At 22.4% G+C, this 23,101-nt stretch carries 22 protein-coding genes; 6 read left to right on the top strand and 16 right to left on the bottom strand.

The window, feature by feature from the left end:
- The first annotated feature begins 109 nt into the window (after positions 1–109).
- The 3 genes from AAHM89_RS00250 (at position 110) to AAHM89_RS00240 (ending at position 3,188) form a co-directional block, all read left to right on the top strand.
- Complete coding sequence (locus tag AAHM89_RS00250) at positions 110–1,087, top strand: IS3 family transposase (protein WP_342265776.1); 978 nt, start codon at positions 110–112, stop codon at positions 1,085–1,087.
- Between the two features lie 415 nt (positions 1,088–1,502).
- A complete protein-coding gene (locus AAHM89_RS00245) occupies positions 1,503–1,715 on the top strand; it encodes a hypothetical protein (RefSeq protein ID WP_342266582.1) in 213 nt (70 codons plus the stop codon).
- Positions 1,716–1,919: 204 nt separating this feature from the next.
- Positions 1,920–3,188 (top strand): hypothetical protein, encoded by a 1,269-nt coding sequence (locus AAHM89_RS00240; protein WP_342266581.1) that lies wholly within the window; start codon positions 1,920–1,922, stop codon positions 3,186–3,188.
- A 44-nt stretch (positions 3,189–3,232) separates the two neighbouring features.
- On the opposite strand, the gene AAHM89_RS00235 is transcribed toward AAHM89_RS00240, so the two are convergent.
- Positions 3,233–3,904 (bottom strand): hypothetical protein, encoded by a 672-nt coding sequence (locus AAHM89_RS00235; RefSeq protein ID WP_342266580.1) that lies wholly within the window; start codon positions 3,902–3,904, stop codon positions 3,233–3,235.
- A gap of 397 nt (positions 3,905–4,301) precedes the next feature.
- Complete coding sequence (locus tag AAHM89_RS00230; protein ID WP_342266579.1) at positions 4,302–5,906, bottom strand: lipoprotein; 1,605 nt, start codon at positions 5,904–5,906, stop codon at positions 4,302–4,304.
- A gap of 1,105 nt (positions 5,907–7,011) precedes the next feature.
- Between AAHM89_RS00230 and AAHM89_RS00225 the strand changes: the two genes are divergently transcribed.
- The gene (locus tag AAHM89_RS00225) at positions 7,012–8,127 is read left to right on the top strand and encodes a hypothetical protein (RefSeq protein WP_342266578.1); all 1,116 of its coding nucleotides are present in this window, start codon (positions 7,012–7,014) and stop codon (positions 8,125–8,127) included.
- A 19-nt stretch (positions 8,128–8,146) separates the two neighbouring features.
- Positions 8,147–9,061 carry an ABC transporter ATP-binding protein gene (locus tag AAHM89_RS00220; protein WP_252319855.1) on the top strand — a complete coding sequence of 305 codons (915 nt, stop codon included), beginning with the start codon at positions 8,147–8,149 and terminating at the stop codon, positions 9,059–9,061.
- Between the two features lie 12 nt (positions 9,062–9,073).
- Here the strand turns inward: AAHM89_RS00220 and AAHM89_RS00215 are convergent, their stop codons facing one another.
- The 7 genes from AAHM89_RS00215 to AAHM89_RS00185 form a co-directional block, all read right to left on the bottom strand.
- On the bottom strand, positions 9,074–9,304 hold the full coding sequence (locus AAHM89_RS00215) for a hypothetical protein (protein ID WP_342266577.1): 231 nt from the start codon (positions 9,302–9,304) through the stop codon (positions 9,074–9,076).
- Complete coding sequence (locus AAHM89_RS00210) at positions 9,240–9,422, bottom strand: hypothetical protein (protein WP_342266576.1); 183 nt, start codon at positions 9,420–9,422, stop codon at positions 9,240–9,242. The genes AAHM89_RS00215 and AAHM89_RS00210 overlap by 65 nt, the downstream gene beginning before the upstream one ends.
- Positions 9,423–9,587: 165 nt before the next feature.
- The gene (gene mnmG / locus AAHM89_RS00205; protein ID WP_342266575.1) at positions 9,588–11,471 is read right to left on the bottom strand and encodes a tRNA uridine-5-carboxymethylaminomethyl(34) synthesis enzyme MnmG; all 1,884 of its coding nucleotides are present in this window, start codon (positions 11,469–11,471) and stop codon (positions 9,588–9,590) included.
- Positions 11,472–12,045: 574 nt separating this feature from the next.
- A complete protein-coding gene (locus AAHM89_RS00200) occupies positions 12,046–12,834 on the bottom strand; it encodes an exonuclease domain-containing protein (RefSeq protein WP_342266574.1) in 789 nt (262 codons plus the stop codon).
- 392 nt (positions 12,835–13,226) lie between these two features.
- Positions 13,227–13,637, bottom strand: coding sequence for a transposase family protein (locus AAHM89_RS00195; RefSeq protein WP_342266573.1), 411 nt, complete (start codon positions 13,635–13,637; stop codon positions 13,227–13,229).
- 19 nt (positions 13,638–13,656) lie between these two features.
- Positions 13,657–14,079 carry a transposase family protein gene (locus tag AAHM89_RS00190; protein ID WP_339045912.1) on the bottom strand — a complete coding sequence of 141 codons (423 nt, stop codon included), beginning with the start codon at positions 14,077–14,079 and terminating at the stop codon, positions 13,657–13,659.
- 87 nt (positions 14,080–14,166) lie between these two features.
- On the bottom strand, positions 14,167–15,267 hold the full coding sequence (locus tag AAHM89_RS00185; RefSeq protein ID WP_342266572.1) for an ankyrin repeat domain-containing protein: 1,101 nt from the start codon (positions 15,265–15,267) through the stop codon (positions 14,167–14,169).
- A gap of 248 nt (positions 15,268–15,515) precedes the next feature.
- Between AAHM89_RS00185 and AAHM89_RS00180 the strand changes: the two genes are divergently transcribed.
- On the top strand, positions 15,516–15,821 hold the full coding sequence (locus tag AAHM89_RS00180) for a hypothetical protein (RefSeq protein ID WP_342266571.1): 306 nt from the start codon (positions 15,516–15,518) through the stop codon (positions 15,819–15,821).
- A gap of 321 nt (positions 15,822–16,142) precedes the next feature.
- Here AAHM89_RS00180 and rlmB read toward each other — a convergent pair whose 3' ends face one another.
- The 7 genes from rlmB to AAHM89_RS00145 form a co-directional block, all read right to left on the bottom strand.
- Positions 16,143–16,883 (bottom strand): 23S rRNA (guanosine(2251)-2'-O)-methyltransferase RlmB, encoded by a 741-nt coding sequence (rlmB, locus tag AAHM89_RS00175; RefSeq protein ID WP_342266570.1) that lies wholly within the window; start codon positions 16,881–16,883, stop codon positions 16,143–16,145.
- Between the two features lie 12 nt (positions 16,884–16,895).
- On the bottom strand, positions 16,896–18,227 hold the full coding sequence (cysS, locus tag AAHM89_RS00170; RefSeq protein ID WP_338958584.1) for a cysteine--tRNA ligase: 1,332 nt from the start codon (positions 18,225–18,227) through the stop codon (positions 16,896–16,898).
- Positions 18,228–18,411: 184 nt separating this feature from the next.
- Positions 18,412–19,290, bottom strand: coding sequence for a hypothetical protein (locus tag AAHM89_RS00165; protein WP_342266569.1), 879 nt, complete (start codon positions 19,288–19,290; stop codon positions 18,412–18,414).
- Positions 19,291–19,508: 218 nt separating this feature from the next.
- On the bottom strand, positions 19,509–20,204 hold the full coding sequence (locus AAHM89_RS00160) for a hypothetical protein (protein WP_342266568.1): 696 nt from the start codon (positions 20,202–20,204) through the stop codon (positions 19,509–19,511).
- A gap of 15 nt (positions 20,205–20,219) precedes the next feature.
- Entirely contained in the window at positions 20,220–21,344 is a 1,125-nt protein-coding gene (locus AAHM89_RS00155; RefSeq protein WP_342266567.1) for a bifunctional folylpolyglutamate synthase/dihydrofolate synthase, read from the bottom strand.
- Between the two features lie 18 nt (positions 21,345–21,362).
- Entirely contained in the window at positions 21,363–22,310 is a 948-nt protein-coding gene (locus AAHM89_RS00150; RefSeq protein WP_338958573.1) for a hypothetical protein, read from the bottom strand.
- Between the two features lie 110 nt (positions 22,311–22,420).
- A complete protein-coding gene (locus AAHM89_RS00145) occupies positions 22,421–23,092 on the bottom strand; it encodes a uracil-DNA glycosylase (protein WP_174481457.1) in 672 nt (223 codons plus the stop codon).
- Positions 23,093–23,101: the final 9 nt, after the last annotated feature.

Raw genomic sequence — 23,101 nt, 5'->3', positions numbered from 1 at the left:
GCCACTTAGCCCTTTTTACTAGACCATTAATTTAAAAAACCTGAATGTATTCTAAAAACAATTGTGTTATATAATTAACACTAATTTTAACCTGAAAGGATTTTTATTAATGGATAAAATTAAACAAATAGCATTAGTAATTAACAAATTAAATATCAAAGAAAAAATTAAAATTATTGATGATTGTAAAAATCAATATTCAATTAGAAACCTATGTCAATATCTTCAATTAAACAGATCAACATATTACTTTTTAAAAAATAAACAAAAACCTATTAAAAAAGAAGAAAATCATATTATTAAATGCAATCATAAATATCAAAAAATATGCCAACTTTTAATCGAATTTCATTCTACAAGAAAAGGCAGAATTTATGGATATTTAAGAATTTTTTCAGCTTTTAAAGAGTGATTAAAACAAGAAAAAAATATCATTTTAAATATAGAATTATCAATAAAACAAATGCGAAAAATTATGAAAGAACACAATATTCAAGGATTAAAACAAACTAAAAATAACTATCCTAAAAACAAAAAAAATCCAAATAAGTGAATACCTACAATGGATAAAGTAAACAAAGATTATAAAAGTACAACCTCTTCAAATCAAATTTGATCAATGGACACTAAACAAATAAATACTAAAGAAGGATGATTATATCTTTTTGTAATTATTGATTTTTATTCAAATAATGTTGTTAGTTATAATATTGCTCCTAATAAATCATATCAGGATTTAATTCTTCCTGCTCTTGAAAAAATCAACAAACAATTTTCTTGAAATCAAGTAAAAAATGTTATTTTACATTCAGATAACGCCAACGAATTTTATTGTCAGGATATCACAAAATGAGCAGAGGATAAACAAATAATTTTAAGCAAAAAACAACCTTATGATATTGGTGGTAATGTATTATCTGAAAACTGATTTTCTCATTTATCTCAAGAATGACTACCTAAAGGATCAAATCAATATTTATCCATCAATGAAGCTATAAATGATGTAAATCAATATGTTATGTTTTATAATTATGAAAGAATACATTCTAAATTTCTAAAACCACCAATTTTACAAATTAAAATTTAGAATTTTATATCAAAAATGGTCCAGTAATTAAGGGCCAACCACCATTGAAAAGATTCAAAATTTTAGTAAATAAATGTAGAAAATCTAAATTTAGACTTATGTACTTAAGATTTAACTTACTTTGTGAAATTTTTAATAAAATAAAACCATTAAAATAAAAAAAATATTAAAAATATTTTTTTAAAATTTAAATTTTTATCGAGTTAATATAAAAATATTATTAACAATTTTTTGTTTAAAATGTAAACTCATTTTTTAAACTATTTTTTCAAAAAATATTTATTTCTATATTCAATAACACTAAATAGTTTTAAAACAATTTTATTAACAATTAATTAAATTTAATTACGGAATATGTCCATTGAATATTTTTATGATAAAAAATATTCAAGAACAAATAAAGGAGATTATAAATATGTGAAGATCATGTAATGAATGAAGTCAAGCTGATAAAGATAACTATAACAAAGAAGCAAAAGAAACAAATAAAGTTTGAGGAGAAAAAAACGAAAGTGAAAGACGAGAAAAAGTTGCTAATGCTCTTGAACTTGAAAAAGATAAGTCAAAAATAAATCAATCAACAACAAATGGAAATCAAAGTTCTAGTAGCAAATCAGCAAAAATGTAAATATTAAATATAGTAAGATTAAATGATCGTAGATAAATAATAATTTAAAAATAATATCCAAAGGGATGTTATTTTTAAAAATTATAAGATAAAAATCAACTTTGTTTCTTAATATTTATTTAATTTTGTTTTATATTAATAAGTGCTATTATTATACTATAATACTACTAATAGTATTCATTTTAATATAAATAGGTGATATCTATGAAACAATTTTTAATAGCCCTAAGCAGTTTAACAATCTTAGTTTTAACAGGAAATAACAATATTAATGATATTAATAACTCATTAAAAAACAACGTAAATAATACAACTTCATTATTCAATAATAAATATGGTTACTTAAATGATAATGACATAATAACTAATCAATCAACAACTGATCATAAATTTTATAGCTATGATACATCTGCATTAAAAGATTATACTTTTGCTAATGCAAGAGATGTATTTTTAGTCGATAATGCAGGTAATTTAGTTTATAATCCTGATGTTACTATTCCTAGTGATCAAAAATTAAATATTGAAAATACAAAACAAGAAATGAATAGTCATAAAAAAATAACTACTATTAAAAATACAGATAATGAATATAGTAAAAGTGAATATAATAAAACTTATTTTGATGGTGATAATAACGATTGACAATATGTGCAATTAGGTAGTTTACCTAATCATATTAGTATTTCTAATCAAACTGGTGGTAATAAAGTAGAATATAATAACAGTTTAAGTGAAACATTAGGACTATACTATATTGCTAAAGCAACAAAAAATAATCAAATTGATGAAACAATAGCTGACAAGTTAGGAACATACTTTATGAGTCAAACAAGTATCCAAGATAATTTTAATAAAGATTTAACTAATAAAATTATTAATTTAATTAGTAGTAATAATAATATTTATAATTTCATATATAATCTTCCAATAAAAATAACAGATAAAAATAATTCAATTAATTATATTTTTGATAATAAAAATAATTTAATTGAAATTTATTATAATACATGAACTAATACTAATATTGATAAAAATAATATAAATTATTCATATTCTGATTCATATTCTGGATTTTTATCACTTAATAATTATATTTCTAGCACATATATTTTAACAGACTGAGCTAATTATGCTCATAATTGAGATAACTTTACTAAAATCTATCCAACATTTGCTTTTGATAAAGATTCATACTGTAAAATTTCAATATCTACTGGCCAATCAGCAACTGCTAAACTAAATGGTGCCACAACTGATATTACTAATAACATCCATAGTTTCTTTTCAGGAGTTATTGATACCAAAAATGGTTCTGGTTGAGGAACACATATTGATTTTAGTTTTAACATATGACATGATGATCATAATATTTATTGAAATATACAAGTTTCTGTAAATAATTCTGCTGGTAGAGATTCATATTTTAACACTAAAATAAACAAATGTAGTTTTTTCAATAGCATGGCTTAGGGTTAAGATTTCATATATTTCTTTATTTTTAAAATAGTTAATACTTATAAATGATATATACCCGTACTTGTTGATGGCTGATCATTTAAATTAGTTGGAATACTATGAATTTCTGCTTTAATTTGTGTAAAATTAGGATTTTGACCTACATTATTTTTTAAAGAGCAATCTTTATCGTTTATTTTTCTTGCCATTTCATTTGTACAATATTCATTGATTCCATCTTGAAATTGTTGTTCATTATCCTTTTCAATTTCTACTTGAAGTGTTTGTTCAATCTTTATTAAACCATTATCTAGTTTACTAGTCTTTGTTGTATTTGAAGAAATTATTAATGGCCTAGCATCTTTATCTATTATAGTAACTTCCTGTAAAAATCCCTCATTATCATAACCACTGTTGAAATTATTTTGATGCTCATTATTATTTCTTTTTATTAACCAGTCATTAATTGCAACTCCACATCTAAGTCCTGTTATAGCTCCTAATAAGAAAAGTCCTATGCCGACACTATTGACATTACTAGCATCATTGTTTTTTAATAAACCATATATTGCACCAACACCGAAGCCCATTGTTGAAAGTAATGATGATGATAACATTGTAATACAACAACAACCAAATTCTTTTTGTCAACAACTTGTACTTGTGCTTGTCATATTTTCTTCTAATAAATGTGTTGGTTCATTTCTTGATTGTTCTGTTGAATTATTCATAAATCTTACTACTCCTTTTATTTTACTTAGTCAATTTTATTTGATAATTAATTGTTTTTAAATTTAAAAAAATAATAAATGTGTTGTGTTACCAACATATTAATTATAGTTAATATAGTTAATACTTTTTATATAATTTTTATTTTATAAATAAGATTTTCAATTTTTTTGATTTTCATTATTGATAATTTATCATCCCTTAAATTTGAACATATTTACGATTTTTATTTTTGTTCATCATAAATGCAATCTATTCTAAATTTTAAAAATTAAAATCAAAAAAGATTTCATTTTAAAAAAATATTTAATATATAAAATTAGTAATTTTTCAATTAAAAAACTACTAATTTTTGTATTATCTATCGTTAAGGTTTAATAATTTTTTTTAAATTATATATTAATTTCAAACATTATTATCATCACCTTCTATTACCGCATAAGTTGGAGCAAAAGAATACGCTAAAGATAAAACATAACCATTAAAATACATTCAAATATCAACGGTACCTAAAGACAAATTATCTATAATATATTTATTATTTTTTAATTTAGATTTTAATAGCGTGTTTTGTCATCTAAGACCTTTTTGCCCTAATTCATGACAATTAATTAATTCTAGTGAATCATTATTTTGAAAAAAACCATTCTTTTTTGCTAAATCAGTAGTTTTATCTTGTAAATATCTTAAAGTATCACTAAAATTATTATTTTCGTAAGCTTTAAAATCATTTTTATTCATTTTCATTGTAAAGTTACCTTCAAACTTACTGATAGTAAGGCGATTGTTTCAAATACCATCTTTAGAACAAAATTTGGATAATTTATCAGCAGTACTATTAATTCGATTTTGTGTTGACATAGTATCGCGGATGACAACAGGAATTTTAATAGGGTTTAATGTTAAATTATGATATGTTCAACTATTAATTTCAAATTCTCCGAACAAACTTACTTTATCTAGATCTGAAGTAATTTTGCTTCTATATTTTCAATTTTCAAATTTGTTTTCAAAGGTTTGTGCATATGAATTAGCTTTATTAGTAAAAATTGATTTAACATCAGAACCTGATTGATTTAAAAATACTTTTTGTGCCATACTTTGAAAATCATTTTGTTTTTCTTTAGTAACACTTCAATTATTATTATTATTTGGCAATTGATAATTATGAAATTTCGTTTGATCACGAGCAATAAATTTAGCTCCCAATTTTGTTTTTATCTTTTCTAAAATGTTTTCTTTTAACTCATTACTATTTCATCATTTTGAAATATTTCATTTTAAATCTAAAGTAGTTTCGACAGTATAATCTTTTAAATTATCTTCAATTTTGCTTGCTACTTTTTCAATTACACCTTCAGTATTAGCATTTTGATTAATAAAGTTTATATCAAAAAAATCTATACTTAATTCACGATCTAATGTATTACCATCAAAATCCTTTCATTTTAAATCAAATTTTAAACTTGATTTTAAAAGATTTCAAGATTCAATGTGATACTTTTCTTTATTATAATCATCCATCCCAAAAGCATTATTATTTTTTCATTCATTAAATTCAGCTTTAGTAATTTTTGATTTATCAGTATTTAACTTTAAAATTTCATTAATATTAATACCAGAAAATAATGACTTTAAGTTAGAATCCTTACGTAGTTCAGCACCAAAATTACTAATGTTTTCTTTAATTATGTCATAAAAATGTTTAGATAAATCTTGATTAGTAATTTCTTGGTTATCAAGAATTTTATTAATTTCAGTTAATAGTTCTTGTCCAGAACTACCAAAGTTATCTGGTCTTAAAATATTTTTTTTGTCTTTTATTAGTTCACCAAATAAACTATTAATTTTTTCTTCTGCTATTTTTAATAAATCAGTATCACTTTGTTCTTTACCATGCTCTTCTGGTATTGGTTCATCATTATTTCCACCACAAGCAATAATATTTGTAGTAGCAGTAGTACTTAAAATTATTGCCCCCAAAATACTTAATAATTTTTTCATAATTTATACCCCCTTAAATAAATCTTTTTATATATTTAAATATATTCAATACAACTATTATTGAAATTAGTAATAAAAAATGATTATTTTTTGTTTTAAAACATAATATTATTAAAATCAAACTTGGATAAAATATGTTTTTAATTTAATAAATTAAAGACATATTTAAATTGTTGAATATATTTACTTCATTTTATATTATTCTAAAATTGTTTTTTATATTATGTTTTAAAGTTTTATAATAAACACCAATAGTATAATATTTAGTGATTTTTTATAAGTTTTTTTATGTTTTTACTTATTTTATTTTTAAAATAATAACTAGTTTTAAAATTTAACATTTACTGTATTTAATACTATTAAAACAAGATTTATTATATAAAACATAGTAAAATTCTACTAAGAAATTTTTCATATTATGCTTAATATTGATTATATAATTGCTAGTATATATTGTTGTTTCTAAATTAATAAAATTGTTTTTTTAAATAAAAATATTATAAACTAATACATTGAGAGGTTATTTAAGAGAGGTATGGTTGAAAAAGCAAATTTAGGTAAATTATTAGAGTTTATTTTTATTAAGGTTTATTATTCTTTTATTACAGTTTTTTTATTTATTTTATCAATATTTATATCTTTAACAATAGCGATTGTTTTTTTTACTTTGAAATTAAGTTCAAATACTTTTTTCATTATTTTTCAATATTATATTATGATTTTGTATAGCATTTTTCTTTTTATTTTTGCTTTAATGAATTCTATTAAGTTATTTGGTACACAATTTGAAGATAATTCTTTTCTTCTAATACTAACAAGGCCATATTCAAGAAAAGTAATTATCCTTTCACAATATTTCGTGTTATTTTTATCTTCATTATTTTTTATAGTATCTAATATTATTACTTTATTAGTTTTTGGAGGCATCATAGGGGTAATTCTAAAAATAATATATATTAAATTTTATATTTTAATTATTTTAAAATTATTTCTTTTTTTACTTTTTTTCTCAATTTTAGTAACTAATGGATCGGTAGCTATGTTAGCGTTTTTTTCATCAGAAAAGGTTTTTTTAATATTTGTTATTTTTTGTAGTTTATTCCTTTTGGGTGGTTTACCTTCTTCTTTGATATTAAATAAAACAGAAAATTTACCAATTTCTTTTAAAGAAGGTGTTGGACCTTATTTGGTTAAACAAATTAAAGAAGCAATGTTATTTAATAAATATTATAAAATGGGATTAATTCGTTATCCTAATTTAACTAAAGATATTGCTGATTTTTATAATAGTTTAACAATTGATGAATTACAAGATATTAATAAAAAAGAAGTTATTAGTAAAAGACAAGATTTTTATAAAAAAGAAGGATTTCTTTTAAATAGTTCATTTAATAGTGGTGAAATGGAAGGTAAAATTGATGTTTGAAATGGACATAATGATTTTAATGGCAAAACAGTTAAAATAGTTTTAGTTTTTAATAAATACTTTATTAATTTAAAAGAATTAAAACAAAAGATTCAAGAATCTAATAATGATACTCAAAAAGATTTATTACAATTATATGAAGATTATAATAATGAATTTGAAATTAATAATTTTTGTTATTTACAAAAATCAAAAATACCTGATTTGTTAGAATATGATCTTGCTAAATCTTATGTTGAGGAAGGCAGTAATAAAAAAACATTAACTAGTGATGATTGAACAAGAGCTTTTAAAGATGGTGGATATTATGTTAAATTTAGCAGTCCATTACGTAACCAATATGATAATCTTTTTTTTAATCCAATTTATATTTTATTAAGAACTGTGGAAGATTACATTTATAATCAAATATGAATTTATTATCAAGTTAAATCAGAAAAAGTTTTAAATGATGAAAATTTTATTGCATTTAAAAATAATATGAATTTATATACTTTGATTAACTATTTTAATTTTATTGAGCACTGAAACCAAATGTGAACAAATTATATGGGATGTTATGGTAATTTTTGATTTAAACCATTAGCTTTATCAAGTATTGATTTTAATGTTCAAAAAAATACTTTATTTAGTTATCCTGATTTTACTTTTCATTTAAATAGCGAATATAAAATTGATGTTAATAATACTACAAGCATACAAAATAATTTGATTGTTAGTTTATTTTACGGTGTGTTGTGTATTGTTTTATTTTTCTTATCATTTTGTTTTTTCTTAAAAAAGAATATTGGATAAGTTATTTAGGAGAGTATTTATGTCAACAAATGATAAAAATAAAATTTTAATTAATGTTCAAAACTATAGTAAAAAATTTAAGAAATTTCACATGAATAATATTAGCTTTACTGTATTTGAAGGAACTATTCATGCTTTAGTTGGCCGTTCAGGAAGTGGTAAATCAGTACTGTTAAAATCAATTATTGGTGCTATTCCAAAAAGTAATTACGAAGGATTAATTACCATTAATGGCTATAAAGCGGGAACAACTTTTTCAAAAAATAGTTTAGGTTATTCTTTGAATATAGAAAATTTTCCTCAAGGATTAAGTGCTTATAATTTTTTGAAATTTTTAGGTAAAACAACAATAATTTCAGAAAGTAAATTACTAATAAATTTAGAAAGATTATTAAAAAATTTTGGTTTATGAGAATCACGTAATAAATCTTTAAATTCATTTTCTTCAGGAATGAAAAATAGAATTATGTTAATTGTTGCCCTAGCACATGATCCAAACCTAGTTATTTTAGATGAACCAGGAGCTAATTTAGATTCAGAATCAAGAAAATTTTTTACTTCTGTTTTACAAGATTTAAAAAAAGAAGGAAAAACTATTTTATTAACAACTCATATGATTGATGAAACAAAAGATATTATTGATAATTGTACTATTATTGAATATGGTAAATTAATTTATACTGGACCAATTGATAAATTTGGGGTTGGTAAAATTTTTGTTTTAAAAACAAGCAATAATCTTGTAGCATCATCACTTTTAAGTTTATATAATTTTCAATTTAAATATAATAAAGATACTGATAGTATTTTAATTAAATTAATTGATAAAAATTATATATCACAACTTAATTTTATTTTAAGTGAAAAGAAAATTGTTATATATGATTTACATGAAAAAGAATTAGATTTATTTTTTATCAATTCATTTTTTTAATTTATTTTTATTTTATAAATAAGATTTTCAAATTTTTTGATTTTCACTTAAAACATGTGCAGCAGGAGGATATTCATCAGCTAATTTGTTGATTGCATTTACCATTACTTCTTTTTGATAATTATTATTAAATTGTAATTCTTGTTTTGTTTTTTTAGTTTTTTGATATCATTTTTGATTATATATTTTCCTTTTTGCTTTTACCTCGGATTTTTGCTCATATTTTTGCTTTCTTGCCTTCACTTCTGGCCTTTTGAGCATATTCTTTCATTTTTGCTTTCACTTCAGGTCTTTGTTGATATTCTTGTATTTTTTTTATTTTTTTGATATCACTTTTTCTTATACTCTTTTTGTTTTTCATTATTCATAAATTTATCACCTCTTAAATTTGTGTCATATTTACAATTTTTATTACTGTTTAATTTCTTTTGATCATCATAAATCAAAATCTTCTTTGAACTTTAAAATGCAAGTAAAATATTTAATATATAAAATTAGCGATCTTAATTAAAAGATCGCTAATTTATTAAATATTTAAATTTGGATATTTGCGTTTTAAAAAAAATAATAAAACTTGAATATCAGCAGGACTAACACCAGAAATTCTTGTAGCATGACCAATTGTTAATGGTCTAACGCGCTTTAATTTTTCTCTAGCTTCACCAGTAATACTTTCTACTAAATCATAATCAATATCACTAGGAATTTGTTTTTTTTCTAAACTATTAGTTTGTTGCGCCATTTTTAGTTGCTGATTAATATACCCCGAATATTTAATTGTAATTTCTAATTCCATTAATTCATGATATTGTAAATCATTTATTAAAGGTAACTGTGAAGTAAACATTGATAATTTGACACCTGGGCGTTTTAATAATTCATAAGCAATAATATGATTATCGGGAATTGGACCTAAATTATTATTAATAATATACTTAGCAACTTCTGAATTGGGACTAACTTTAATAGTTTTTAATTTTTCAACAATATTGGACATTAATGTTTGTTGAATATTAAATTGTGATCAACGTTGTTCACTAACTAAGCCAACTTGATAACCATACTTAATTAATCTTGTTTGAGCATTATCATTTCGTAATAATAAACGATGTTCAGCTAAAGAAGTTAGTAAACGATAAGGTTCAACTGTTCCTTTTGTTACTAAATCATCAATTAAAACTCCGATATATGCTTCATCACGCTTTAAAATTAATGGTTTTTCTTTTTTTATTTTTAAATGGGCATTAATTCCGGCTATTAAACCTTGACACGCTGCTTCTTCATAACCACTAGTACCATTAATTTGACCAGCACTAAATAAGTTTTTAATTAATTTAGTTTCCAATGTTGGTCATAATTGTGTTGGTTCAAAAGCATCATATTCAATAGCATATGCTCATTTTAATACTTCACAATTTTCTAAACCAGGTAACGTTCTCAACATTTTATCTTGCACATCAATTGGCAATGATGTTGAAAAACCTTGGACATAAATTGAATCCAAAGCAAGTGATTCTGGCTCTAAGAAAATTTGATGACGAGGCTTATCAGCAAAACGTACTACCTTATCCTCAATACTTGGACAATAACGTGGTCCAGTACCTTGTGCTTCACCATTATACATTGGTGATTTATCTAAATTTTTATTAATAATGGTATGAGTTTTATCATTTGTATAAAGTAAATAACAAGGTAATTGTTTTGCTAATGGTAAAAAATTTTTAGTTTCATGTGAAAATGCTAAAGGTAAATCACTACCTAGTTCAATATTAGTTTTGTCAAAATCAATACTATTTTTTTTAATACGAGGTGGTGTTCCTGTTTTTAAACGTATCATATTAAAGCCTACAATTTTTAATTGTTCAGAAATACCATTACTTGTTCTTTGACCATCTGGTCCTTCTGATTTCTTATTATGACCTTGTAAAGTTAAAGCTGTCATATAAGTACCAGTAGTTAAAATCACAATTTCACTTGTAATTTTTTCGCCATTCTCTAAAATAACACCCTTAGCAGTGTTTTCTTCAATTATTAATGATTGTACCATAACTTCTAAAATTGTTAAATTTTCTTGTTTATTTATTGCATTTTGCATATATTGTGAATAAGCAATTTTATCAGATTGAGCACGAATAGCTCAAACTGCTGGACCACGTGAATGATTTAATAGTTTCATTTGCAAAGCAGTAGCATCTGCTGCTTTAGCCATTTCACCACCAAGTGCATCAATTTCACGAACCACAACTCCTTTGGCGGGTCCACCAATAGAAGGATTACATGGCATTAATGCAATTTTAGTTTTATCAAGAGTAATAATAGCAGTTTTATGACCTGCTCGTGCAGAAGATAATGCCGCTTCAACACCAGCATGACCCGCACCAATTACAATAATTTCATAGTCATATTTCATTGATTTCACCTCCATTTCATAAAATATTACATATCAAAATTAATAACATCAAAAATAAGAAATTTTATTTTTAATTTCTTTAGTAATGTTATCATAAACAAGCAAAATATTCATGTACTTTTTAGACTTTTATTAAATAAAAATTGAATTTTAGTTAATAATCTTCTCGATTATAATTCATTATATTTTATACAAGATATAAATATTATTAAAAGAATTAGTGCTGCACTTAAAAATAGCAACTGTTTTAATTAGTAATCATTAATACTAACTTAAAACCAGTAATTACTTACTTTTAAGTATTTTATTTATTAGCACAAGATGTGTTTTTATTGAAAAGACACTTTTGTCATTAACATTAGTGACTGTATCCAATGGCGATAAAACATATGCAACATCTATTTCTTTTTCCATAACTGTAACCTCTTTTGTATACAATTTGACTTAAATAATTTATCTTAATATCCCTACATAAGTATAATTATAATGTTAATTTTTAAATTTGCAAATTTTTATTTACTATACCTTTAAACTTAAAAAGTATTTTTATATATAAAAATACTTTTTATATTAATTAAGATAAAGAATCACCAAATAATCTCCCCATTTTAATATTAAGATTATTACATAAAGTTTTTAAATGGTAATGTTCACTAAAATGTATATTAATTAATTTATGTAAAGTGGTAACATCTGCCAATGGATCATGATGATCAAATTTAATTTGATTACTATGAGCAAGAGCACTTAAACGGTTATTAGGATAATCATATGTTCTTCTAAATAACTTAACTGAACAAATGTAAAAAAAATTAGGGCACTCTAAATCATAATGATTAATTAATGATCTTAAGATATTAATATTAAAGTTAGCATGATGAGCAATAACAACAGTATTTTCAGTAAAAAAAGTAACAATGTCTACTCATAATTCTTTAAAATTTGACATTAAAGATACACTTTCATTTGTAATTCCATGAACATGAGAAAAAGTAAATTCTTCGGGATGTGGTTTAATTAACGAACTATAAGTTTTGACAATTTTACCTTGTGTTACTTTTATCATAATTAATTGACAAGCACTTGTTTTATTCGAATTTGCAATTTCAAAATCAATAAAAACATAATTAGTATTATCAATCCCTCAATCATGAACACTAAATTTTTTCTTACTATTTAATTTTAATTGCTTTCTTTTTAATAACATTTTTTTAGCAAAAAGATTTTTACTATCTTTACTTTTATACTGTTTAAAAGGTGTAATTATTTCTTGTTTTCCTTCTATATTAACTTTTGATTCAGAATTATCATCTGTTTCAAAATCATCATTTGTCTTCTTGAATTTTACACTTTTAAAAAACATATTAATGGCAATAGCACCTTTCTATCTAAATTTTCATAAATTAATATTAGTTATTCCTTTGATAAATTATAACATTGATAAGTTAGAGTAACTATATTTTTACTTATAAAACTTCATTTTTTACAAAATTCATTTATTAATTATCATTCTTTAACAACTAACTTAATATAATTTATAAAAATAATATTATGGACATATTCCGTAATTAAATTTAATTAATTGTCAATAAAATTGTTTTAAAACTATTTAGTGTTATTGAATATAGAAATAAATATTTTTTGAAAAAATAGTTTAAAAAATGAGTTTACATTTTAAACAAAAAATTGTTAATAATATTTTTATATTAACTCGATAAAAATTTAAATTTTTAAAAAATATTTTTAATATTTTTTTTATTTTAATGGTTTTATTTTATTAAAAATTTCACAAAGTAAGTTAAATCTTAAGTACATAAGTCTAAATTTAGATTTTCTACATTTATTTACTAAAATTTTGAATCTTTTCAATCAAGCAAAGACATGTTCAACTTTAATTCTAATTTTAGATACAATCTTATTGTATTTTCTTTCTTGTTTAGTTAATTTTTTATTTTTAGTTCTTTTAATTGGTATTATTGTATTTTTATAAATATTTTGTATACCTTGATATCCTAAATCACCAATAATTATTGTTTTTTCTGAAAATTCAAGATTTGAATTTTTTAATATTTGAAAATCATGCACTTTACCATTATCAGCAAAAATATCAACAATTTTTTTATTAAAAAAACATATACAATTTGAAATTTTATAGAATACATTCAACTTTTACCAGAAAAATATTCTAACTGTAGTTTTTTTTAGTTGGTCTTTCAATTTCAATCTCAGTTGAATCAATTAAATAAAATTGAAATTCATTTGAATTTTCTTGTTTTTTATCAATTTTTAATTTATATCTTTCTTTTAAAAATTGGTAATCTTTGTGGTTACTAAGTTTATTTTCTACTCAAGTAATATTTCGAAAACAACTTGATGGACTCATTTTAGATTTAATACTCATTTGAAAAAAAGTATAATATTCTTTTCAGTATAATAAAGTCATCATTAATCTTTCTTCTACTGAAAGTTTATTTTTTCGACCTTTATTTTTTTCTAATTTTTCTATTTCAATTAATTTTTCTAACATTTCATTAAAATGAAAACGTTTTATACCAAAATATCTGTAAAATTCTTCATTTTTTAATTTTTTTAAATTTTCAAAAATCATTTTTATCAACACTTTTCTAAATTTATTGTTAATAACAAAATTATAAAATAAATTTTAAAATTATTACTTGATTTTTCAAAAAAATAATTACGGAATATGTCTAAATACTAAACTATTAATAACTTCTTTTTGTCAAAAAATTTCAATATTTGAATTATTTTTTTCATTTAATTTTTTAATTTCATTTTGCAAATATTTTAATGAATCTATTACTGATTCTTCTTTTTCTAATCAATTATCATCATCTCCCTTTATAATATAGATTATTTTTTCATAACAATTTCCTTTAGAAATCATTATTTCATTTTTAAATTTTAGAAATTCTTTAAATGTTTTTATTATTAAATCTTTATTTTTAATAGAGCAAGTTAAAGCAGTAAAACCACCTTGATTTTTATCATAAACATGAGCTTTGTATAATAATAAAATATTAAAAATTTCAATTCTTCCATTTTCAGCAGCTAAAATTAAAGAGGTATTACCATCTCAATCTTTATAATTAACATCAGCACCATTTTCCAATAAAATCTTAACTATATCCAAATGACCATATTGAACAGCTAACATTAAAGACGTATTACCATCTCAATCTTTATAATTAACATCAGCACCGTTATCTATTAAATTCTTAACTATCTGAAAATTACCCCTTCTAGTAGCTAATATTAAAGGTCTAATGCCATTTTGATTTTTATAATTAACATCAGCACCGTTATCTATTAAATTCTTAACTATCTGAAAATTACCCCTTCTAGTAGCTAATATTAAAGGTCTAATGCCATTTTGATTTTCTTCATAATTAACATCAGCACCACTTGCCAATAAAACTTTAACTACCTCCAAATCAGCACCTATAATAGCTAACATTAAAGGCGTATTACCATATCTATTTTCATAATTAACATCAGCACCATTTTCCAATAAAATCTTAACTATATCCCAATCACCAATTTCAGCAACTCACATTAAAAATGTATAACAATATCTATTTTCATAATTAACATCAGCACCACTTGCCAATAAAACCTTAACTACCTCCAAAAAACCTCTTCTAGCAGCTAACATTAAAGAGGTATTGCCATCTTGATCTTCATAATTAACATCAGCACCATTTTCCAATAAAACTTTAAGTGCTTCCAAATCACCAACTTCAACTGTTTCAATTAACAGTTCATTTACTAGTTGCATACTATTCACATTTTCCTTTCAAAAATAAAAAATAATTACTTTTGTATTTTTTTGACATTACATATTTGATTAATTTAAAGAACAATAAACTACTTATGTTATTTTCAACTTTATGTTAATAGTTACTTTAACAAATAGATTTTATAATAATATATAATATTTATAAAACTTAATAATAGGTTTTTAACTCATTACTTTCATAAAAAGTAAATGAGTTTCTTTATTTTTGAGAGGAAAACGTGAGACAGATGTATTTAAATATTTTAAAAAACTTATTTAAACGTAGAAAAAATCATTATCCAAGTAATAACAGTACAGATATTGAAAATAGCGTTTTTTTCTTCTATAATGAAGAAAAAATGTTATCAAAATTAAAAAAAATAAGTGAAGAAAAAGATAAAGAATTAGAGAAATTAACTAATGAAAATAATAACACTCCTAAAATAATATTACTTTCTTCAAATATTTTAGAACTAAGATCAAAAATTTGAACTTTGGAAGAAATGTTAGAAAAGAAAATAACAATAAAAATAGAACAATTAGAAAAAAAATAAAATAAATAAATATAAAAATTTTTTTATTAAATTTTTTACTTTTTGAATTAAAGATAAAAACAAATGTATTAATAATAAAATAAATAAGATAAATTCTGACTATACAAATATTAAAAACAATTGTAAAGAATTAGAAAACCATTTAATTGATCAAATAAATATATGCAAAAATTTAAAAGAAAAAAAATGAAAATTTTCAGAACCAAATCCAATAAATAAAGAAAAAACATTTACACCTAAAATATAAAAGTATCTTTTTTAAAAAAATATTTTATTTTTTCATAAATTTAAATATTATCAAAAAATATAGGTTCTTAAAATTTACGATAATTTTAACGTTTCAACGTAAATATAGTTTGCAATAATACCACAAGCAACGCTAGCATTAAATGATTCTATTTTTGGACTTATTGGTATTTGAACAATATAATCTGTATGTTTTAATAACTTTGGACTTATCCCTTCACCTTCATTACCAATAATTAATGCTAAGTTGCTACTACAATCAATAGTAAAATAATCAATTGCTTTTGCTGTTTTAGCAGCAGCCAAAATTCAAAATTTATATTTTTCTTGTAAATTATTAATTGTGGAAGTTAAGTTATTAACTTGACAAATTGGAATAATACTTAGAGCACCGGCTGCAGCCTTTGCAACTGCACCGTTTATTTCAGATTGATTACGATTTAAAACAATTACACCATCAAAGTCATTACCCGCTGCAATTCTTAACATTGAACCAAAATTATGTGGATCAGAAATACGATCTAAAATTAAAATTCTTAAAAATTTAGATGTTGAACCAATATTAATTAATTCATCAAAAGAAAAATATTGATAGTCTTTAACATTAGCAGCAATATTTTGATGTTTAGTAGTACCTAATAGATTATTCATCGCTTGTAAACTAATAATTTCATAAGGAATATTTACACTTTTTAAATCTTTTTTCAATTCTTGGTACTTATCTTGAACTAAAAAAACTTTTTTAATTTTTATTAATGATGATGTTGATAATGCAGCAATAATAGGGTGATAACCATAAATATATTGTAATGCCATAATTTTGCTCCTTTAAATAATATTCAAATCTTTTAATTCTTGACGAATTTTATCAGCTTCTTGGTATTGTTTTTCCTTTTTTAGTTGTTCTCATATTTTAATTTTATTTTTAATCTTTTCAGAATAATTACCAACTTTAAAATCAAATCCTAATATTTTTAAAGCAAAGGTAAAAGTATAAAAAATTTCTTGAAATTCTTCATTAAAATTTTTTTTAATAAGTGCTTCATTTAATTTTTTAATCATATTTTCAATTAAAGTAATAGTATTAGTTGTATCAATATTATTTGATAAATTTTTAATAATTTGTTGATAATAAATTGAATGATGATTATTATTACATATTATATTGTTAATAAATATTTGATATGTTCATTGTTTTAAAACATTTTCATATTTTTTTGTTGACACTAATCCATTTTCAATTGTTTCCTTATTGAAATCAATTGGTTGTTGATGATCACGATTTAATATTAAATATCGCAATACATTCGGGTGATGTTGCTGACAGAATTCTTTAACCAAAATAAAATTATTTAAAGATTTTGACATTTTTTCATTAGCAATATTAACATGACCATTATGTCATCAAATATTTGACATTTTTTTATTATTAGCTGCAACAAATTGAGCTCGTTCATTTTCATGATGAGGAAATTTTAAATCAACACCACCACCATGTAAATCAATAGTTTGACCATTAAATAAATCCTCAACAAAACAAGCACACTCAGTATGTCAACCAGGTCTTCCTTTTCCTCACGGACTATTTCAACTAATACCTATTGTTGTTGATTTTCACAAAGCAAAATCTAGATTATTTTCTTTAGTAACTAAATTTTTAATTCTAAAATTTGGAATTAAATCTTCAATATTTTTATGTGCCAAACTTCCATAATCTTTTAACTTATTAACTTTAAAATAAACATCACCAGCCGTAACATATGCATAATCTTTAATAATTAATTTATTAATAAATTCAATAATCTTTGAAATATATTCACTTACTTTTGGTAATTTTGTAGGAAAAATAATATTTAATTTTTCTAAGTCTTCATAATATGCTAACGTATATTTTTCAGTAACTTGTTGTTCTGTTATTTTTAAATCCGCAGCTTTCTTAATAATTTTATCATCAATATCAGTAATATTATGAACATAATTTATTTTATAATTTTGATGAATTAACAAACGATGTAAAACATCAAAAACAAGCACACCACGAATATTGCCAACATGAATATAGTTATAAACAGTAGGACCACATAAATACATATTAACTTGCTTTTTATTAGGGGCAAGCAGCTGCAATCTTTGTGAAAAACTATCATAAATTTTAATCATTTAATTAACCCTTCTTAATAAAGTTTAGTTTTCATATACTCTATTATACTGTAAAGAATATCAATCTGTAACAAAATAATTTTTTAAATTTAAAACTCTCTTTAACAAAGAAAATAATTAATAATTAAAAAAGTATTAATTATTTGAAATTTCATAATTTTTGATAGATATCATTTTTATGTTTTTATTTTTTTTCAGTTATATATAAATTTCCTTTATTAGCAGAAGTTATTGTTCCTATATAAATAGTATCATTAATATTTGTTAAACTTCAAACTGCGCAATTAGTACTCTCTCAACCAAGCATCAATCCAAAACTTTTATCAGCTTTACTTTTATATATTTTTCCTTCACCATTATTATTTGTTATTCCTACATAAAGTGTACTATCAACATTTGTTAAACTTGAAACTTCACCATTAGTATTATTTCAAGTAGAAACTGGCTCAATCTTAGCATTAATATCATTAGTATTTATTTTATATAAATTTCCCTTTTTATTAGCAATTGATGTTCCCACATAAAGCACACCATTAATATTTGTTAAACCCCAAACTGCACCATTGTCTTGTTTTCAATTATTCATTAATTCAAATTTGCCATCACTATTACTTTTATATAAATTTCCTTTACCAAAAATTGATGTTCCCACATAAAGCACACCATTAATATTTACTAGAGCATGAACTGCACCATTATTATCTTCTCAATTAGAATTTTTTTTAAAATTAGTAATAGTACAAGTTAAAGAAACTTCGTTTTTATAAGTACCTTTACCATTAATAATAATTTTTGTAGTGTCAATAAAACTTTTAATATCAAAATCATCTTCAGTTAGATCAATTGCTTCTTTATTTTTATCTTTAATAGCTTTTAAAATTTCAGATTTATTTGGTTTGTCCAATTGACCAATGTAAATAATACCTAATTCCTTTTTAATAATAACTGTATTTAAATCAGTTTTTTCTACTGGTGAAGGTCTTTCTCCGCCACAAGTGACGACACTTATACTTGTTACTCCAATTAAAGTTACTACTGCTAGACTACTTAGTAATTTCTTCATATATCTTTACCACCTAATCTTTAATATTTTAATACAATCATTTTACATGATTTCTTCTATATCAATAAAAATAAACATGCGCCACTTGCCACTTGCTATTAAAATTAAAATAGTAATATTAAAAAATTACTTTTAATTTAATATATTCTCAATAAAAAGATAAATTTAAAAATGTTACAAAAAAATCAGAAATTTTAATTAAATAATTATTTTTTGGTTTATTCTTCAGGTACTCTATTATATTGTAAAGATTGCGGATCTGTAGCGAAATAATATTTTTTAAATTGATTTTCTAAATTTAAAGTTTTCTTTAATGCAGAATAACAAGTAATAATTAAAAAAACATTAACCGTTAAATCAATAGGATATTTTATAACTCTTAATGGAAAATACATTAATCATAAAGGTGGTAATCCAGGAAATAATATTTTTAATGCAATAGGATCAGTACCAGTAATAATTAATGAAGTAATAGCATAAGCAATTGGCAAATATCAATAAAATGTCTTTTTACTATAATAAATTTTACTAAAATTTAATACTAAATAGTAAGGTAATATACATCATAAAATACTAGTAAAAGTAAAAAATAAACATGGTGATGCACCACTAGTACTAAATAATAAACCTAAAAAATCACTGGCAATACCACTAAGAAACCCTAATATTCCACCACAAAAGAAACCTATTAAAACTAATATAAAATTACCCAATTTAATTTCAAAATATTTAGAAAATGGTAAACTTTTTAACATTAAAGCACCTGTTGTATTTAAAGAAACAGCTAATGCTAACATTATTCCACTTAAGCAAATAAATTTTATTTGCTTTATCTTTTTTTTATTATCTTTATAATCAAAAACTGTGATCAATAAAAAAGTAATTAAAATTAACACTCCACTAATTATATTCAATAACAACACATTCATTTAATTACCACCCTTTTTTATCATAATTATTTTCTTTGTTCTTAAATAATTATAAACATCTGCCAAAAAATAACAAGAACCCGTAATTAAAATTATTTTATGAGGGCTACATTCAATCATTTTTTGATAATCAAAAAATTCACCAGTAATACTATTTAAATTACTATTACTACAAATAATAATATTATCTGAGACTTTTTTTAAACAACTAATTAATTTTTGTGGATATTTATTTTTTAAACAAGAAAATATAATTTGTTGAGGAATAATTTTATTAATTTTTAGCGTTTTAATTAATGCTTTAATACCATCAATATTATGAGCAGCATCAAAATAAATAGTTTTATCATTAATTTGATATTTCTCAAATCGTAATCTAATATTAGTATCATTAATGATTTTTAAAGCTTGTTTAATATTAATTTCTAAAAATGTTTTTGAAATTACTGTTAAAACTAATTTTTTATTTTCTTGATAGTATGGTTGGTTGATTAATCTTGGAGAATATATAGGTTTATAACCTTCCATATCAATTTGCTTTTTTAATTTATTATTTAAATTACCTGAAATAAAAATATTTTTTGTCGTTGGTTTTACTATTCCTAATTTTTGATGTAATATTTCAGATATAGTTTTACCAAGTCTATCTTGATGATCTTTACCAATTGAAGTGATAATAGCATATGTTGCATCAATGATATTTGTAGGATCAATTTTTCCACCAATCCCAACTTCAATTATTGCTCATTGCACATTTTGTTCTTGAAAATAAATTAATGCAATTAAAGTTAAAATACCAAAAAAACCTAATTGATAATATTCAATATCATCAAAAATCAAGTCCCTAATACGAACTAAATCTTGATTACTAATCATTCTATCATTAACAATAATTCGTTCATTAACAAACTCAATATGGGGAGAAGTAAACAAACCAATTTTTTGTTTTAAGGTTTGTGATAATATAGCAAAAAATAAACGTGATACTGAACCTTTACCATTTGTTCCAGTTACATGAATATACTTAATATTATTGTTTAAATATTTTGGACTAATAATTTTTAATTTTTTTAAACAATCTTTATTTGAATATTTAGATATTTTTTTAAAAAATTCTTCATTCATATTTTTAAAATCCTTTATTTAATAATTATTATTATCAATATTAATTAAAGGATTAACGGTTCTTCAAGTCACATAAATTATAATTGAATTAATTATAATTTTAAGAGGTGCTTGCACAATTCTCATAATTGCTGTTACTCCATAATCCTTGGCATTAGGATCAAATAAAGTCATATCAGCATAGGAGGCTATAAGCACTGTTGTTACATACTCAGCTACTACCGCTAATAAAATAATTGGTAAAATTTCTTTAATTCTATAAATTTCTTTTTTCAATAAATAATAAAATAAAACACTATAAATACTTAATAGGCCAATAATGCCACCACCACCCATAATACTAGCCAGAACATATTTATTAACAATAATTCCTGACATAGAATATGATGATTGCTTACCTGAAATAACAATATACATGCCGCCACCAGCAAAGAAAATAATAAAAAAATTAATTAAAGCAAAAATAACTCATGGATAATCTTTTAGTTTTACTTTAAATATTCCAGCAATTCCTGCCAAAAAACCAGTAAAAATAATACAAAACATATAATAAACACTAATATATGAAGGAACAAATAACATTACTAAAATATCTGTTACTGCAGCACAAATAATACCTATAATTGGACCAAACATATAACCGGTTATTTTAATCATTAAACCCTCAAAAGCAATTCTAATTGGTGGTAATACTGTAATGGGTATCGTAATAGAAACAATAATAGTTGCCACAACTGATACTGAAGATAACATTGTTATATAAGCAATATTTTTAGTAGTAAAACGAACACCTTTATATTTATCTTTACGAAATCATTTTCAAAAACTATTCATTAAAATATATGCTAACATTATGCTACTTAAAGTAATAATTAAATAAATAGCTGTAGATCTACTAAATAAATTTAAGGTATTTAAATCATATCGTTGAGAAAATATGTGATTAAATATTAAATTATTGGGCATTTAAATAACCACCATTCCCGAAATATTCTTTAAAACTATATTAATTTTAACAAATATATCATAACATTGTTTGCTTAAATACATATAATAAAATTAGTATTTTTTTATTTTTATCACTTAATGGGAGTTTTATTTTTTGAAATTAATCAATTATTAGTTTTGCTAAATGGTCTTGAATTAAAAAAACCATTATAAGCACTTAAAGGTGAAGGATGTGCACTCTCAATAATAAAATGTTTTTCTGTATCAATTAGCATTTTTTTATTTCTTGCATTTTTACCTCATAAAATAAAAACAAGATTAGTACAGTTTAAATTTAAAAATGATAAAACATGATCAGTAAAAGTTACTCATTGATATTGTAAATGACTATTAGGTTGACTTTGTCTGACAGTTAAAGTTGTATTTAAAAGCAAAACCCCCTGTTTAGCTCAAGTTGTTAAATTACCATCATTATCTTTTTCAATATTTAAATCATTTTTTAGTTCTTGAAAAATGTTTTTTAAACTTGGTGGTAATGGAGTATTTGTTTGAACACTAAATGCTAAGCCATGAGCTTGATTTGGCTGATGATAAGGATCTTGACCTAATATTATTACTTTAACCTTTGATAAAGGAGTTATTTTAAAAGCTTGAAATATTTCTTCTCATTGAGGATAGCAAAGATAAGTTTGATATTCCTTTTTAATATCTTCTAATAATTTAGTAAAATATGCTTCTTTATATTCTTGTTGAAAAAATTCTAATCATGAGGAATCAACAAATAAAGTTTTATTATACATTTTTTTCAC

Origin of the sequence: Spiroplasma endosymbiont of Villa modesta (assembly GCF_964030925.1) — a bacterium.
GTDB lineage: Bacteria > Bacillota_I > Bacilli_A > Mycoplasmatales > VBWQ01 > Spiroplasma_E.
The sequence above is the reverse complement of the archived record's forward strand: the minus strand, read 5'-3'. Positions and strand labels throughout refer to the sequence as shown.